This is a genomic window from Oceanospirillum beijerinckii DSM 7166, assembly GCF_000422425.1.
GTDB classification, from domain to species: domain Bacteria; phylum Pseudomonadota; class Gammaproteobacteria; order Pseudomonadales; family Halomonadaceae; genus Oceanospirillum; species Oceanospirillum beijerinckii.
This window is the reverse complement of the sequence record NZ_KE383829.1, coordinates 108077-124329: the sequence shown is the minus strand read 5'-3', so window position 1 is coordinate 124329 and position 16253 is coordinate 108077. Positions and strand designations below refer to the sequence as shown.

Sequence of the window (16253 nt, the reverse complement as noted above, 5' to 3'; positions counted from 1 at the left end):
CGGCTAAAATACACGTTTCAGCTCAATTTTGGGGTTATCCCAAGCCCCTGTAACGCTGTATCTGGCTCGGGTAAATTTATCAAACAAATTACCTAATACTTTCTGGGCAATATAGATAGTACCGCCGATCTGAGGCGCTCCCGCCAGAACCGCAGCAAAGGGTAATGTTTCAGCAACCGGTAAGGTCACAATCAGATCCTGTTCAAGCGTTTCATCAATAAAGTTAATATTGCCTGTCATCTCAAACTTGGTAGCCGAGCCGTCAACTTTAAGAGGCTCCTTTAATGTACCTAGCCCATTCAGTATAGTCACCCTGCCGCTGACCTTATCGTAAGACAGGCCTTTACCTGACATGTCTGAAAAATCCAACTGCAGGCGGCGCACTAGCGAGCCAAAATTAAATAACGAAATTAATCGTAACGCTGGTGCAGAAGAGACTTGCTCAAATTCTCCTTTCTCTAACTGAATCATCACATCACCAGACACTTTATCTGATGCCAATTCATTAGGCAGACCTTGCCACATCAAACGGGAAGAGAGCTTTGCTTTTTGGCTACTGATCACAGGCTTGATCGCAAAGGCTTTCTGGGCATCAGCCAGGTCACGCCCATGAATATCAAATTCTAAAGTAGATTGTGAGAAAGTGGCTTTGCCGCTATAACCAGAAGCATCAGGCACCTGCCAATCTAAAACCCCCTTGTAACCCATACTCCCCTGAGTCAGGTTATTCAGCGTTAACCTGCGCTTATCTGACTCACTGCGATAACCAATGTCCAAATCCTTGCCAACAATACGATTAACCTGAAACTGTTTGATTGTAAGATCAAAGTCCGGCCATTGCGGGGTAAATAACTGATCCAATACGCCGCCTTCTTTTTGCTCAGGTACTACAACTGCTTGATTTTCCGGACTATCGTAAAACAGGTGTTCCAGCTCAATCAGGGCTAATTTCTCAGTTATATTTGCCTCGCCCTGAATTTGAGGGCTGGCAAAACGGAAGCGATACTCTTTTTGATCCTGCTCGACATCCAACACAAAGTTTTCGAGCTTCATATCACCATAATGCAACTGCTTAGTCTCAAGATGAAAACGAGTCGGACCCGATCTCTGCTGCGAGCCGCTCTTGGTACTCTCTTGATCAACACCAGCCACATCCAAATCTGCACTAACGGTTGCTTGACCAGAATTGACTGCTGGTTCAGCACTGGAAAGTGCTACCGATTGGGCTAGCTCTAACCTGGCTTGCTCTGCTTTAATAAACTCGACCCAGGGAGACGCATCAATCCTGGACTGCTGAAAGTGAATATCTGTTCGGCCAGTCAGGGTAGCAGGAGCCTGCATCTGCTTTGGCAGATCACCCACCCAGATGTTGGCAGCAAAGTTATTTGGCGGCTCTGCCTGCCCTATTTCCCTTTCACTTAGCTCGCTATCACCTTGCTTACCATCACTTTGCCCTCCCAACCAAAGGCCTTTGGCATTAACATGATCGCCATACTGCACTGCAAAGCGATTTTCTTCAGCACCAAAACTCATATTCACATCCAGAGATGTGTTCATCTCAGCAGTTTTAGCCATAGGCGGCGGCATACGCACTTCCACACCTTGCAAATCACTGATCAGGTGTAATTGACTGACCTTATCCAATCTGACAAAAAAGTTATAAGGCGCTGTACCGGACAGCCAGGGTGAAAAAGGCATGGGCTGCCACAGACTTAGAGCATCAACTTCCGCCTGCCCCAAGCCCTCAACCATAACGGCACCCTGCGCCATATCAGTATGAATATTAAACTGAGCAGGACCGGCTAAAAACTCTGCTTTTCCCTGCTTTGCTGACAAGCCTTTGACCAGATCATACTCAACTTCGGCGTCAATATTATCCAAGGGTGTGCCAAGCTCAGGGATCAACAAGCGATTACCTTGAGTCTTTACCCTCACCCAACCATTGCCTTCCCGGCCATCAATGGGGAAATCCAGCCAAGTATTCAACCATATATTTTTACCGGTCAGTTGCCAGTCAAATAGCGTATCCGGCACCAATTTTTGCAACGGTGTTTGAGAGAAAACCTGCCAGCCTTGTTCTGGGATCAACTGGCCTTTAAGGTTTGTTTGTACCCGACCACCGATGGCATCATTGACCAGATTAACCTGGCCATGAAGCCCCTCATTTCCCAGGTAACGCGCAGAGATAACCTCTGACCTCAGTTCAGTACCATCCACAAACAGCTTGGCAGTTAAGTCTTCCACCGCAGGCCATTCCGGTAAGAATTTCAGCTGACTGTTATCAATATCCAGCATCAGATGAGTTGTAGCCGCCCTTACAGGATTTTCTGCGTTGAGCAACAAGCTGCCATCATAGATAAACCCGCCCTCCTTAACATGGGCCTGCTGAATACTTTGTTTTAACCATTGCACTATCTCAGGACGCAAAATACGCTCCGGAACCAAGGTAAGGCCAAACGGGTCATAGACATCCTTGACAGCAACATTCAGATAAAACAGGTCGTCTTCAGGCGTGTTATGCAGTAGTACATCAAACTCACCAAACACTTCGCTGCTGCCTTTCCTGAGCATCAGGTCTTGGCCAAAAACCCGTACTGCCTCACCGATCTGCCAGTCAATCTGACCCTCAGCATGCTCAAATTGCCACCCCTGGGGATAAAGACGGGGGAAATCCATAGCAAAATTCTCAGTGGCAAAACGAATAAAACCCTCATCCTGATCTGTCTGCAGATAACCACTGACATTCGTTAACGCAGGCGCACCATAGTAGGCATCCACAGACACCCCATCCAGTTCAGCGGTCACCATAACAGAGCGTTCCGCTCTTTTCTCCATATCCGAAGTAGCAGACAAGAGTGCAGAGTCAGGCTCTTGTTTAACAGTAACTCCAGCATCCGGGCTGACCGTAACCACCTGCGGTTCAGCTGAATCTGAAAAAATTTCATTCTCTTGTTCTTGAGTCTTAATCAGCGGATTCTGAGCGTCTTGCAACGGTTCCTGTAGATCAACCACCGCCAGCGTATCAACTTCTGCTAACGGTGACCGCTGTTGCATTCCTAAGGATGCTACCTGCTCTTCTATTGGCGGTGTCGGTGTCGGTGGCTGTGGCTGTGAATGAAAATAGTTCACCACCAGATTACGTAGATAACCTCGGGGTTTCAGTCGTTTCAGAGCATCCAGAGCCTCTTTCGGTAACTCAGGCACTTGCCTAAGGACACCAGATAATGCCTCCAGATCCAACGCAGCCAGTTGCAGCTTCAGCTGATTGCTGCCTTTCTCCGAATCAATAATCAACTGATCCATTGGAAAGTGCTGTCCTTGCAAGGAGAAGTCCAACTGATCCAGGATCAGCTGCCAATTATTTAGCGGTTGTCGCTCCAGATGAACAACACTATACAGATCGGTCAGTGTAATATCGGGGTGCTGCGGATAGGAGAGGGAGATTTCCTTAGCCGTTACTTCGCCTTTTAACGACATCAGCTTACCGCCTTGCCAATGACTCCATAGCTCGATACCCGCATTGAGTTTAGGCAAACCGACAGGCAAGAGATCAGAAAATTTCTCAATCCATGAGGTTAAGGATTGTGAATCAGCTTGTAAATAAAGATCCAGTGCTAAAGTCGGCGGATTAAAAGGATCGCCACTTACCTCCAGAATAAAACCCGCTTGCTCCGAAGACTCTGCATTCAACTGCAAACTCCCCTGCAATCGTTTTTTACCATCGCCTAAATCGACTGCTTCAATACGCTTACTAAAAGCACGATACTGACGACCATACCGGTCAAGCAGCTCCAGCCAAACATACTCCATCTTTAAGTGCTGCTGATGCATCAGGAAACTGAGCAAATGGAAAATCTCACTCACATCCTTTTTGACCTGCTGGTTTGCGGAGGCGATACCATCGACACTTTCAGGTTGAAAACCCTCCCACCCCTTAAGGATCCAGGAAGTATCCTCTTTCTGTTGTAACCTGAGAGTCACGCCCTGAATGGAAGCCTGACGAATAACCGGTTGCTGGTAACGCAAGGAGGATAAGCTATCCAGCTCCAGGCTGAACCGCTCAACTTGGATAGCAGGCTGGCTATTTTCTTGATTATCTATCGGCTGATAGCGGGAAAAAAGCGCGATATTTTCCAGCTGGATGAAGGGATCGAATCGATTCCAGTCACCACTTAATTGCTCCAGCTGGACAACTACGGGCAAACGATCGTTCACCCATAGAACAACATCATCACGATAGTTTTCCAACAGGGGAAAGAAGTAACGACCCACACTGATATAAATAGCCGACAACACCACTAATGGTACTATCAGCCAGATCAAAGTATGGTGAAAAAACTGCCGAATCATAGACGACATTAAGATCGACCAAATCAGTGTGCGTTATAGCAGTACAACATCAAACTGCTCTTGGCTATACATGGTTTCCACCTGGAACTTGATGGTTTTATTAATAAACAGCTCCAGATCCGCCACACTGGCAGATTCCTCATCCAATAAACGATCCACAACCGGTTGAGAAGCCAAGACCAGATAGGTCTTTGAGCCGTAAGCACGCTCTTCACGCAGAATCTCACGGAAGATTTCGTAACATACGGTTTCAGGGGTTTTAATCGTGCCACGGGCTTCACAGGTCGGGCAGGGTTCACACATCACCTGTTCCAGACTTTCCCGAGTACGCTTACGGGTCATCTGTACCAGCCCCAACTCAGTCACACCCGTCAACTTGGTTTTAGCGTGATCCCGTTCCAGGTTTTTCTCTAACAAACGCAAAACCTGACGCTGATGTTCCGCATCTTCCATATCGATAAAGTCGATAATAATAATGCCGCCCAAGTTACGCAGGCGAAGCTGACGTACAATCGCGGTTGCAGCTTCCAGATTCGTCTTGAAAATGGTCTCTTCCAGATTACGATGACCAACAAAAGCACCTGTGTTCACATCAATCGTGGTCATCGCCTCTGTTTGATCCACAACCAGATAGCCACCGGATTTCAGCTGAACTTTACGCCCCAGTGCTTTCTGAATCTCATCCTCAACTCCGTAGAGATCGAAGATGGGGCGCTCACCAGGATAATATTCAACTCTAGGCTCCAGAGAAGGTACAAACTCTTGTACAAACTCTTTTAACTTTGTGAAGTTTTCTCTGGAATCAATACGGATTTTTTCAATTTCAGGCCGAACAAAGTCACGCATAGTGCGCATAAACAGTGGCAGATCTTCATAGATTACTGTGCGCTCTTTCGCTTCTTTACAACGCCGTTCTACCGAGCGCCACAGACGCTCCAGAAAATGCACATCGGCCTGAACCTCCTCCTCGCCATAACCTTCAGCCGCAGTGCGGATAATAAAGCCGCCTTCCACGCCTTTGCCCTTCTCCGGTTCAGGACGATTTTCGACAATACTGCGCAAACGCTCTCTCTCTTCCTCATCGTCAATACGCTGAGAAACCCCAGTATGAGGCGTATGTGGCATATAAACCAGATAACGGGAAGGAATGGACAGATGAGTGGTTAATCGAGCCCCTTTGCTGCCAATAGGCTCCTTAGTAACCTGCACTATCAGTGACTGCCCCTCTCTAAGCAGAGCACTGATACTTTCCACATCAGAACCGGCCTGATGACCACGACTGGGTGGCGTCACATCAGCAGCATGAATAAATGCTGCCCGCTCCAGGCCAATATCAACAAAAGCAGCCTGCATGCCCGGTAGAACCCGAACCACCTTACCTTTATAGATATTACCCACGATGCCACGGCGACGGGTTCTTTCGATATAAACTTCCTGCAAAACGCCGTTTTCTACAACCGCAACACGGGTTTCCATCGGCGTAATATTAATCAGAATCTCTTCACTCATCGCCCTCCCCCTGCGATAACGAACACTTCTCTACTTGAACGGATGAAGCCGTTTTATGAACGCTCAAGTATCTGAATATCATATTTTTTTAACAGTTCAGCGGTTTCAAATAACGGTAAACCCACCACATTGCTGTAGCTGCCTGATACGGACTCAACAAACACCGCTGCCAACCCCTGAATACCATAGCCTCCGGCTTTATCTACCGGCTCACCTGTGCGCCAGTATTGGCGGCACTCTTGCTCGCTTAATGAGCGAAAGGTTACTTCCGTGATGCTTAACAACGAGTGTATCTGATCTCTCTGACACACAGCTACTCCAGTCATCACCTGATGAGTCTGACCAGACAATAGCATTAACATCTCAACACAGTGCTCTTCATCTCTGGGTTTGCCCAGGATATGCCCCTGATACACAACTGAAGTATCAGAACCTAATACCGGCAGTTCCGTTCCAGAGCGAACCATCCCCATCCGAGCCTTATCTTCCGCTAAGCGCAAGACATAAGCCTGGGCAGTTTCTTCGGGTAACGGTGTTTCATCCAGATCAACCGGGTATTGCAAACAGGATAATCCGATCTGCTCCAGCAATGCCTTACGGCGTGGCGAGGCAGAGGCTAAACACAGGTCAACAGGACTACTCACACTGACTCCCTAATCTTTCTGTATGAATGAGCTTTTATTTCAACAGTGTCTGTTTAATAAAACAGAGCCACAGACCCTCTTAACGGATCTGGAAGCGACGACGTAATGTGCGCATCGCAATAAAAAACCATGGCCATAAAATGGTGCTGGTTAATGCAGGTAACAAAAATGCCACAGTATCTGCAGCTACACTGGTCAGATTCTGAATCCACTGAGAAATCATCAGACTGATACCAATCAACACACCTACCATCATCGCCTGTTGCCAGGCACCGTAATTTCTCAACCTTTGATATAACAATAGCGCTAAATAAGCCATAACCGAGCAGGTTAACGCATTTTGTCCCAATAGCGTGCCTTCCAGAAGGTCAACACTTAACCCCAGGAAAAAACCACTTACCACCCCTATACGGTGAGGCAAAGCCATACACCAATAGATAAGCACCATATAAACCCACTCAGGCTGGAACCAGAGCAAGCTACCTGGCAAAGGCATGGCTGCCAATAAAAGTGCAATGAGAAAAGTCAGTAATATCAAAAACATAAATCAACCACCCTGCCTTTTCTCTGCACTCTGTTTAGCCGCATTACTATCCGATTGGTCGCTGTTCGACTCTCCCCTCATGCCTGATTTCTCTGACAGTGCCTCCACGACACCAGAATCATCATCATGCTGAGATTTTGCATCCTGCTCTTTAGGATTGAGCAGAAGCACATAACGGCTACGCTCCAGCTGTGCCAGAGGCCGTGCATTGACTTCAGCAAAAGGCTTACCTGGACGATGAGTTACTTCAATAACCTCTGCCACAGGATATCCTGCAGGGAAACGCCCCCCCAGGCCCGAGGTCACCAACAGATCCCCCTGACGAATATCAGCCGTATCTGGCACATGACTTAATTGCAACAGCTCCATATCACCAGAACCCAGAGCTACCGCACGAAAACCGTTACGATTGACACTCACAGGCACTGCATGAGCAGTATCCGCAATAAGGAGTACACGACTGGTATAAGTACTGACCGAAATCACTTGGCCTACCAATCCCAAAGCATCCACCACCCCCTGGCCTTCATAGACCCCATCATCGCGACCACGATTGATCAGAACCTGATGCACAAACGCATCGGAATCCAGGCCAATCACCTCACCTAACAGAAATCGATCTTTATAGGGTTTCTGACCATTTAGCAGCTCACGTAAACGCAGGTTTTCCGCAATCAGATAGGCCATACGCTGGTTTTTGCTGGACAGTTGCAATGCCTGAGCTTTTAGCGTGGCATTCTCATCCAACAGCTGGTTTCGATCGGTAAAAGTTGTGGCCCCCCAGGACCATAGCTGGGTTGGTAGATCTACAGCCCACTGCAGAGGGGTCACAGCAACCGCAAGTACTGAACGCACACGATCCATATGCTGATAGCGGTAGTCAGCAAACATCAGTACCAGAGACAAAATCAGGCACAGTAGCAGTCTAAGCCCTAAAGCAGGGCCCTTTACAAAAAGCGGGTTAATTGCTATCTCCTTAAGTTCCTGTTTTTACTGGTGATATCCACAGTAAACCGGCGATATTAAAGCTGAGGTAGGAATGTATTTTAAGGAAGATTAAACAAAAAAATGGCGGTGTTCAAACCGCCATTTCACTTTAATCAACAGATGCTTAAATATTAGCCTTCTGTTGATAATAGATCAAAGGTATGTTGATCAATCATCTCCAGTGCACGCCCACCACCGCGAGCCACACAGGTCAGCGGCTCTTCGGCGATAATCACCGGCAGACCGGTCTCATCGGCGATCAGTTTATCGATATCCCTTAACAAGGCGCCACCACCAGTCAGTACCAGGCCGCGCTCAGCAATATCAGACGCCAGTTCAGGTGGAGATTGCTCCAGCGCACTCTTCACCGCTTGCACTATAGCGGACAGTGGCTCTTGCAGAGCTTCCAGGATCTCATTGGAGTTCAGGGTAAAGCTGCGTGGAATACCTTCAGCCAGGTTACGGCCACGGACATCAATTTCGCGCAGATCACTGCCAGGGTAGGCACAACCGATCTCTTCTTTAATGCGCTCTGCGGTAGCTTCACCGATCAGACTGCCGTAGTGACGGCGCACATAAGCGACAATCGCTTCATCAAAACGGTCGCCACCGACACGGACGGATTGGGCATAAACCACACCGTTCAGGGAGATAATAGCGATTTCAGTAGTACCACCACCAATGTCAACGACCATGGAGCCATTGGCTTCATCTACAGGCAGGCCCGCACCAATCGCCGCAGCCATCGGCTCTTCGATCAGGAAAACTTCACGGGCACCGGCGCCCATCGCCGATTCGCGAATAGCACGACGCTCAACCTGAGTTGACATGCAGGGTACACATACCAGTACTCGGGGGCTTGGCGTTAACCAGCTATTTTCGTGCACTTTGTTGATAAAGTGCTGCAACATTTTTTCTGTCACGTGGAAATCAGCAATAACGCCGTCTTTCATCGGGCGAATCGCGGTAATGTTACCCGGTGTACGACCCAACATACGTTTGGCATCCAGCCCCACCGCAGCCACGCTACGTTGGTTGCCATGATGACGAATCGCCACCACAGAAGGCTCATCCAGTACTACGCCGCGACCGCGAACGTAGATCAAAGTGTTAGCTGTACCCAAGTCGATGGACAGATCGCTGGAGAACAGACCTCTGAGTCGTTTAAACATGTGATTTTTTTCACCTAAATCCAATTTACCCTGTGCAGGCTGAACTCTAACAATCAGAGGCACACACGGCAAGATACAAATGTGTCAGGCGGGTTGAAATATGTTAAATTGTGCGCCTATTTTCCTATTAAACCACATTTTGTGACTAAACTGGCTCACTCAGGGCAGGAAGCTACATGGCTCTAGAAAGATCCGATGTTGAAAAAGTCGCCCATCTGGCCCGACTTCAAATCGAAGAAAACGACATTCCAGAATACACCCGTAACCTGACCAGCATTCTGGATCTGGTTAATCAGATGCAGGAAGTGGATACCGGTGATATTGAACCACTGGCCCACCCACTGGATGCCACTCAGCGTCTTCGTCACGACGAAGTGACTGAAAGCAATCAGCGTGAGCACTTCCAGCAAAATGCACCTGCCACTGAAGCAGGTCTGTTCCTGGTCCCTAAAGTAATCGAGTGATTCACTCAGGTTACTCAAGCATCAGATGATTCCAATCAGGGTATCGGCCAAAACAGATAGCCGTAACGTCAGGACTAACGGTGAATTTAAGGGAATTGATTTTAAGTCAATCAATTTACCAATCATCATATCCTGATCGTAAGTATCTGCCACGCGTACATATGCGCGTCTTAACCGATACCGGAAACGGGTAGCGAAGGATTTATTCCACCATGCATAACAAGACTATCGCTGAACTGGCCCAGGGCCTTGCCGACGGCGAGTTTTCCAGTGTCGAGCTGACCCAGCACTTTTTGCAGCGCATCGACGAACTGGACAGCCAGTACAACAGCTTTATCACAGTGACCCACGAGCAGGCACTGGCTGAAGCTAAAGCCGCTGACGAGATTCGTGCCGCAGGCAATGCCGGTAAACTGACCGGCATCCCAATGGCACACAAAGATATTTTCTGTACCAACGGAGTACTGACCACCTGTGGCTCCAAGATGCTGTCTAACTTCACAGCACCTTACGACGCAACTGTGATCAGCAACTTTAAAAAAGCCGGTATGGTCTCTCTGGGCAAAACCAATATGGATGAGTTCGCGATGGGCTCCTCCAACGAAACCAGTTACTACGGCCCATCCAAAAACCCTTGGGATCTGAATGCGGTTCCTGGCGGTTCTTCCGGTGGTTCAGCAGCTGCGGTTGCGGCACGCCTGGCACCGGCAGCTACTGGTACTGATACTGGTGGTTCGATCCGTCAACCTGCGGCGTTCTGTGGCATTACCGGTCTGAAACCGACCTACGGTCGTGTCTCTCGCTGGGGCATGATCGCTTACGCTTCCAGTCTGGATCAGGGCGGCCCTATGGCACGCACCGCCGAAGACTGTGCTCTGCTGCTAAATGAGATGGCCGGTTTCGATCCAAAAGATTCCACATCGCTGAAAAAAGCCGTACCGGATTACACCGCTGATCTGAGCAAACCACTGAACGGTCTGCGTATCGGTCTGCCAAAAGAGTACTTTGGTGAAGGTCTGTCTGCTGAGATGGGCGAGACCATCATGGCTGCGGTCAAAGAGTTTGAGAAACTGGGCGCGACCGTTCAGGAGATCAGCCTGCCAAATACCATGCTGGCTATTCCTGCGTATTACGTGATCGCACCAGCTGAGGCCTCTTCCAACCTGTCCCGTTACGACGGTGTGCGTTTTGGCCATCGTTGTGAAGAGCCAGTAAATCTGGAAGACCTGTACAAGCGCTCCCGTGGCGAAGGTTTCGGTAAAGAAGTACAGCGCCGTATTCTGGTAGGTACTTATGCCCTGAGTGAAGGTTACTACGATGCCTACTACCGCAAGGCACAGCGTATCCGTCGTCTGATCCAGCAGGATTTCCTGAACGCCTTTAACGAGGTGGATCTGATTATGGGCCCGACCGCGCCAACACCGGCGTTTGACCTGGGCAGCAACACCGAAGATCCGGTACAGATGTATATGGAAGACGTTTACACCCTGGCCGTTAACCTGGCCGGTCTTCCGGGCATCTCTGTACCTGCAGGTCTGATCAATAACCGCCCTGTGGGCCTGCAGATTCTGGCAGGTCACTTCCAGGAAGCTCAACTGCTGAATGCTGCACATCAGTTCCAGAGTGCAACCAGCTGGCATCAACTGGCGCCCGGCGCTGGTCAGTAATTTACAGACCTGATTAGAGGATAATACGATGGAATGGGAAGCAGTGATCGGGCTGGAGATTCACGTCCAGCTGGCCACCCAGTCTAAGATTTTTTCCGGTGCCAGCATCGCATTTGGTTCCGAACCCAATACTCAGGCCTGTGCCGTTGACCTGGGCCTGCCGGGCATTCTGCCGGTACTGAACGAATCAGCCGTTGAGATGGCGGTGAAGTTTGGTCTGGGTATTGAAGCCGAGATCGGTATGAAGTCTGTTTTTGAGCGTAAAAACTACTTCTACCCGGATCTGCCAAAAGGTTATCAAACCACTCAGAATGATCTGCCAATTGTCGGCCCAGGCATCATCGAAGTGGAACCGGAAGAAGGCAAAATCCGTCAGATCCGCATCCACCATGCGCACCTGGAAGAAGATGCGGGTAAATCCCTGCACGAAGACTTCCATGGCATGACGGGTATCGACCTGAACCGCGCCGGTACGCCGCTGCTGGAGATCGTATCTGAGCCAGATATGCGCTCCGCTAAAGAAGCCGTAGCCTATATCAAAGCGATTCACAGCATCGTGACCTATCTGGGCATCTCTGACGGTAATATGTCAGAAGGCTCCATGCGTTGTGATGCCAACGTTTCTGTACGCCTGAAAGGCGAAGAGAAATACGGCACCCGTGCAGAGATCAAAAACATCAACTCGTTCAAGTTTATCGAAAAAGCGATCAATCATGAGGTTGAGCGTCAGATTGAACTGATCGAAGATGGCGGCAAAGTCGTTCAGGAAACCCGCCTGTACGATCCGGACAAAAACGAAACCCGCTCCATGCGTAGCAAAGAGGAAGCGAACGACTACCGTTACTTCCCATGTCCTGATCTGCTGCCTGTTGTTCTGGATGAGGCCTATATCGAGCATATTAAAGCGGATATGCCAGAGCTGCCAAAACAGAAGAAACAGCGCTTTGTGGATGAACTGGGCCTGTCTTCCTATGATGCAGGCGTTCTGTCTGCAACCCGCCCAATGGCGGAATACTTTGAGCAGGTGAAAGAGCGTTGTGGCGATGCCAAGCAAGCCGCAAACTGGGTGATGGGCGAACTGTCCGGCCAGATGAACAAAGACGGTGTTGAGATCGAACAGAGTCCGGTATCAGCCGAGCAACTGGGCGACCTGATCAAGCGTGTTATGGATGACACCATCAATGGTAAGGCCGCTAAGCAAGTCTTTGCTGCGCTGTGGGCCGGTGAAGGTGCATCTGCAGATGAGATCATCGAAGCGAAAGGTCTGAAACAAGTCACAGATACCGGTGCGATTGCCGCTATTGTTGACGAAGTACTGACTAACAATCCGCAACAGGTTGAACAGTACCAGGCTGCGCCGGAAGATAAGCGCGGCAAGATGGTCGGTTTCTTTGTCGGTCAGGTGATGAAAGCATCTAAGGGTACCGCAAACCCCCAGATGGTGAATCAGCTACTGAAAGAGAAACTGGGCTAAAAGTCTTAAGGCCGACAGCTACTGATTGTCTTGTCCGACAAGGCAGTAAAAACCCCATAACACCAAGGTGTTATGGGGTTTGTTTTATCTATATAGCCCTATTGCCCTTAGTGCATGAGTGGATAGTGTCTCAATTTATTCACTTCAGCCTTCGAACGATCTAACCCACCCAGATCCATCTATTCCACTCTATGCACCACTTTTAATCGGTCATCGAGATACTCCACAGGCATATAGGCGATAGCCAGTGGATTATCGCGCCATCGAACAGCTATCGATTACAGATAAACTGACTCAGCTGTATAACCGCGCTAAGATGGAAGAGCTGTTTGCTCAAGAGCTGAGCCAGATCACTCACTACGAAGTCCCTCTTTCTATCGTACTGATCGATTTGGATCACTTTAAATCTGTTAATGACACCTACGGCCACCTCACCGGTGATAAGGTGTTGCAGGAGCTCGCCGAAGTATTACGCAATAATATCCGTAAAACGGATTATCTGGGCCGTATCGGTGGCGAAGAGTTTCTGATTATTGCGACTCATACCAATCTGGAACAGTGTCTGACTTTGGCAGAAAACCTGCGCCAAAAAATCGAGAGCTTTGACTTTTTTGAAGCAGGCCAGAAGACCGGCAGTCTGGGAGTTGCCACCTACCATTCGGGCGATAATGAAAAGAGCATGTTGCAACGGGCCGATGACTGCCTATACTACGCCAAAGAACATGGTCGCAATCAGGTTGTCAGCGAAACAGTTCTGACCGCGTCTTAAGATGCTTCTGATACGGAGAGCCACGCCAGACAATTGCAAAACAGCCTGCACGTCGGCAGAAACCAACACCATCAATAGTCAGCCTTCATAGACGTAATTTTCTTAAGGAAATAAAGCCTAAAAGCGATCACAATAATCACAACGTCTTTCATCAGATCGAGTACATATGGATAGTTTCTGGCTCTTTATTACCCTGGCCATAGTCATGGTAATCCTGTTTGATTTTACCAACGGCTTTCACGATGCATCCAATATGGTGGCATCAGTCATCGCCTGTCAGGCGATGACTCCGGCCCAATCGGTCATCATTGTCGGCGGCTTTACCTTTCTTGGCCCCCTGTTAGGCGGCACCGCTGTTGCCAATACCATCGGTAAATTTGTTCAACTGGATGATGTTCCCCCGGAGCTGTCTCTCGGCATTGTTATCTGTGGTTTATTTGCGGCGACGGCGTGGAACTTTATTACCTGGTGGAGAGGGCTACCCTCTTCCTCATCCCATGCTCTTGTAGGAGGGTTGTCCGGTGCGGTTGTGATGTCTGTTGGAGCAGATCACGTACTGTGGGGCTTTGGGCAGCTGTTAGAAGGTGAGATCACCGGCGTCACCAAAGTTCTGTTGGCCCTTTTTTTATCACCTCTGGCCGGTTTTTGGGTCGGTTTTATCCTGCAACGTATCACCCTGTTTCTCTTCCGTGCTGCCAGCCCTCTGCTAAACCGGGAACTGAGAGGCGCACAATGGTTATCCACCGCGGGCCTGGCCTTTGCCCATGGCGCGAACGATGCTCAGAAAAGTATGGGAATTCTGACGCTCTGCCTGCTGCTGAGCGGCCAGATTGACAGCTTTGAGGTGCCGCTATGGGTTATGCTGCTATGCGCATCAGCCATTACCTTGGGCACGGTACTCGGAGGTTGGAAGATCGTACGCACCCTGGCCTTTGCGATTTATAAAATCCGTCCGCTACACGCATTAAACTCCCAGATCACATCCGGTGGCGTGGTATTTATGGCCTCATTAATCGGCGCACCGGTCTCAACGACCCATGTGGTTTCATCGTCCATTATGGGGATCGGTGCTTCGGAACGGCCAAAAGCGGTACGCTGGAAAAAGGCCAAAGAGATCGCTGTAACCTGGCTGCTTACTATCCCAGGTTCTGCACTGGTCGCTATGTTCGCTTATGGATTACTCGCGTTATTACGCATGGTATAAAGGTTATGTTATGACAAAAAATAAGAAGATCAGCCTGCTGCAACGCCTGCTAAATCGCCTGATCCCGGTGCCACCTGACTTTTTCTCTTTTCTGGCGGAACAGAGCACCATGGTGACCGAAACCCTGCGCAACCTGGATCGCTATATGCAGCAGCCAGATCGTCACCTGGAAGATGTTCTGTCTGAGGATGAACATGCCGCAGATACCTTGAAAATCCGTAATCTGCACCAGCTGAATCGTGCCTTTTCCACCCCCATTGACCGGGAAGATATCTACCGTGCCATTGAAGCGCTGGATTGGATCATCACCCATTGTAAAAGTACGGTGAATGAGATGCGCGATCTGGATGTCGATCCCGATCAGCATATGCGCAGTATTGTCAGTGAGTTGTTAGCCGGATGCGAAGCGTTAGAGCGTGGCTTTAAAGCACTGGAGACTTATCCCGCCGATGGTGAAAAAGAAGCCCATGCGGCTCGTCATGCTCACCGTCGTATTGAGCGTATGTACCGCCATAGTCTGTCGGATCTTTTTCAAGGTGAAGTCACAACAGACATGCTGCGTAAACGGGAGATCTATCATCATCTGATGGACGGCTCCCGCCGCCTTCATGCTGCCGCGAATGTATTGCACGATATTATGGTCAAACTGGTTTAAAGCCAGAAGCCGAGACGCACTTGCGATAGGCTTTTATCTCCAACTGTATAAATACACACCATCTGCTACACTGCAGGACATTCAATTCTTACTGCAGTGACTGTCGCCTTTATGGAAAAGTTTGAACAGATCTACCAACGTGCCGCCGAACGCAAAGGCGGCTCAGACCCATTAGAAGCTCTACTGCCAGAATCCCTCGGCTCAGATGCGTTAGCCAAACTGGACGACAGCCGGTATCTGGCACAGTTTACCAAGTCTGTTTTTCAGTCCGGCTTTGTCTGGCGTGTGGTTGAGCAAAAATGGCCGGACTTTGAGCAGGTATTTTTTGCTTTTGAACCCCAAACCTTATTGCTCTTGAGTGACGAACAGTGGGAACAGAAAGCCAAAGACACCCGCATCATCCGCAATATGAGCAAGGTGATGACCATCAAGCACAATGCTCAGATGATCTATGACCTACAGTTTGAACACGGCAGTTTTGCCAAGTTTATCGCTCAGTGGCCCGATGACGATATTGTCGGCCTCTGGCAATATCTGAAAAAACAGGGCAAACGCCTCGGTGGTAATACCGGCCCTTACGCTTTACGACAGTTAGGCAAAGACACCTTTATCTTCTCCAACGATGTTTGGGGTTATCTGAAGGCCCATAAGGTGGTCAGCGCCAGCAGCCCAACCAGTATTAAAGCGATGAAAGAAGCCCAAGAAGCATTTAATCAGTGGCGGGAAGAATCCGGTCGAAGCCTGGCTCAGATCAGTAGGGTAATTGCATTAAGCACCGGTGATAATTACCAGTAGCAATCAGATACAGATACAG

At 49.2% G+C, this 16253-nt stretch carries 13 protein-coding genes; 7 read left to right on the top strand and 6 right to left on the bottom strand.

Features of this window, described 5'->3' with window-relative positions; translation table 11 throughout:
* Positions 1-3: 3 nt before the first annotated feature.
* The 6 genes from H579_RS0120455 to H579_RS0120430 form a co-directional block, all read right to left on the bottom strand.
* Entirely contained in the window at positions 4-4359 is a 4356-nt protein-coding gene (locus H579_RS0120455) for a YhdP family phospholipid transporter (protein ID WP_036567031.1), read from the bottom strand.
* Positions 4360-4383: 24 nt separating this feature from the next.
* Positions 4384-5859 (bottom strand): ribonuclease G, encoded by a 1476-nt coding sequence (rng, locus tag H579_RS0120450; RefSeq protein WP_028302188.1) that lies wholly within the window; start codon positions 5857-5859, stop codon positions 4384-4386.
* A gap of 53 nt (positions 5860-5912) precedes the next feature.
* Complete coding sequence (locus H579_RS0120445; RefSeq protein ID WP_028302187.1) at positions 5913-6503, bottom strand: Maf family protein; 591 nt, start codon at positions 6501-6503, stop codon at positions 5913-5915.
* 79 nt (positions 6504-6582) lie between these two features.
* Complete coding sequence (gene mreD / locus H579_RS0120440) at positions 6583-7047, bottom strand: rod shape-determining protein MreD (RefSeq protein WP_028302186.1); 465 nt, start codon at positions 7045-7047, stop codon at positions 6583-6585.
* 3 nt (positions 7048-7050) lie between these two features.
* Positions 7051-8013, bottom strand: a complete 963-nt coding sequence (gene mreC, locus H579_RS0120435; RefSeq protein ID WP_211224772.1) for a rod shape-determining protein MreC — start codon at positions 8011-8013, stop codon at positions 7051-7053.
* Positions 8014-8165: 152 nt separating this feature from the next.
* Entirely contained in the window at positions 8166-9206 is a 1041-nt protein-coding gene (locus H579_RS0120430; protein ID WP_028302184.1) for a rod shape-determining protein, read from the bottom strand.
* 176 nt (positions 9207-9382) lie between these two features.
* On the opposite strand from H579_RS0120430, the gene gatC reads away from it, so the two are divergent.
* The 7 genes from gatC to H579_RS0120395 all read left to right on the top strand — a co-directional run bounded on the left by gatC (position 9383) and on the right by H579_RS0120395 (position 16234).
* Complete coding sequence (gene gatC / locus H579_RS0120425; protein ID WP_028302183.1) at positions 9383-9670, top strand: Asp-tRNA(Asn)/Glu-tRNA(Gln) amidotransferase subunit GatC; 288 nt, start codon at positions 9383-9385, stop codon at positions 9668-9670.
* Positions 9671-9882: 212 nt separating this feature from the next.
* Complete coding sequence (gene gatA / locus H579_RS0120420; RefSeq protein ID WP_028302182.1) at positions 9883-11337, top strand: Asp-tRNA(Asn)/Glu-tRNA(Gln) amidotransferase subunit GatA; 1455 nt, start codon at positions 9883-9885, stop codon at positions 11335-11337.
* A 28-nt stretch (positions 11338-11365) separates the two neighbouring features.
* Positions 11366-12811, top strand: a complete 1446-nt coding sequence (gene gatB, locus H579_RS0120415) for an Asp-tRNA(Asn)/Glu-tRNA(Gln) amidotransferase subunit GatB (protein ID WP_028302181.1) — start codon at positions 11366-11368, stop codon at positions 12809-12811.
* A gap of 247 nt (positions 12812-13058) precedes the next feature.
* Complete coding sequence (locus tag H579_RS26885; RefSeq protein ID WP_051228101.1) at positions 13059-13580, top strand: GGDEF domain-containing protein; 522 nt, start codon at positions 13059-13061, stop codon at positions 13578-13580.
* A 166-nt stretch (positions 13581-13746) separates the two neighbouring features.
* Positions 13747-14784 (top strand): inorganic phosphate transporter, encoded by a 1038-nt coding sequence (locus H579_RS0120405; protein WP_028302180.1) that lies wholly within the window; start codon positions 13747-13749, stop codon positions 14782-14784.
* Between the two features lie 10 nt (positions 14785-14794).
* Positions 14795-15439: a DUF47 domain-containing protein gene (locus tag H579_RS0120400; protein WP_028302179.1), complete on the top strand. Its 645-nt coding sequence runs from the start codon at positions 14795-14797 to the stop codon at positions 15437-15439.
* A gap of 111 nt (positions 15440-15550) precedes the next feature.
* On the top strand, positions 15551-16234 hold the full coding sequence (locus H579_RS0120395; protein ID WP_036567029.1) for a DNA-3-methyladenine glycosylase I: 684 nt from the start codon (positions 15551-15553) through the stop codon (positions 16232-16234).
* The last annotated feature ends 19 nt before the right edge of the window (positions 16235-16253 follow it).

What these genes read in the sequence shown, in the direction of transcription:
- H579_RS0120455 (WP_036567031.1), bottom strand. Translation starts at nt 4,359, where the DNA reads ATGTCGTCTATGATTCGGCAGTTTTTTCACCATACTTTGATCTGGCTG.
- rng (WP_028302188.1), bottom strand. Translation starts at nt 5,859, where the DNA reads ATGAGTGAAGAGATTCTGATTAATATTACGCCGATGGAAACCCGTGTT.
- mreD (WP_028302186.1), bottom strand. Translation starts at nt 7,047, where the DNA reads ATGTTTTTGATATTACTGACTTTTCTCATTGCACTTTTATTGGCAGCC.
- H579_RS0120430 (WP_028302184.1), bottom strand. Translation starts at nt 9,206, where the DNA reads ATGTTTAAACGACTCAGAGGTCTGTTCTCCAGCGATCTGTCCATCGAC.
- gatC (WP_028302183.1), top strand. Translation starts at nt 9,383, where the DNA reads ATGGCTCTAGAAAGATCCGATGTTGAAAAAGTCGCCCATCTGGCCCGA.
- gatA (WP_028302182.1), top strand. Translation starts at nt 9,883, where the DNA reads ATGCATAACAAGACTATCGCTGAACTGGCCCAGGGCCTTGCCGACGGC.
- gatB (WP_028302181.1), top strand. Translation starts at nt 11,366, where the DNA reads ATGGAATGGGAAGCAGTGATCGGGCTGGAGATTCACGTCCAGCTGGCC.
- H579_RS0120405 (WP_028302180.1), top strand. Translation starts at nt 13,747, where the DNA reads ATGGATAGTTTCTGGCTCTTTATTACCCTGGCCATAGTCATGGTAATC.
- H579_RS0120400 (WP_028302179.1), top strand. Translation starts at nt 14,795, where the DNA reads ATGACAAAAAATAAGAAGATCAGCCTGCTGCAACGCCTGCTAAATCGC.
- H579_RS0120395 (WP_036567029.1), top strand. Translation starts at nt 15,551, where the DNA reads ATGGAAAAGTTTGAACAGATCTACCAACGTGCCGCCGAACGCAAAGGC.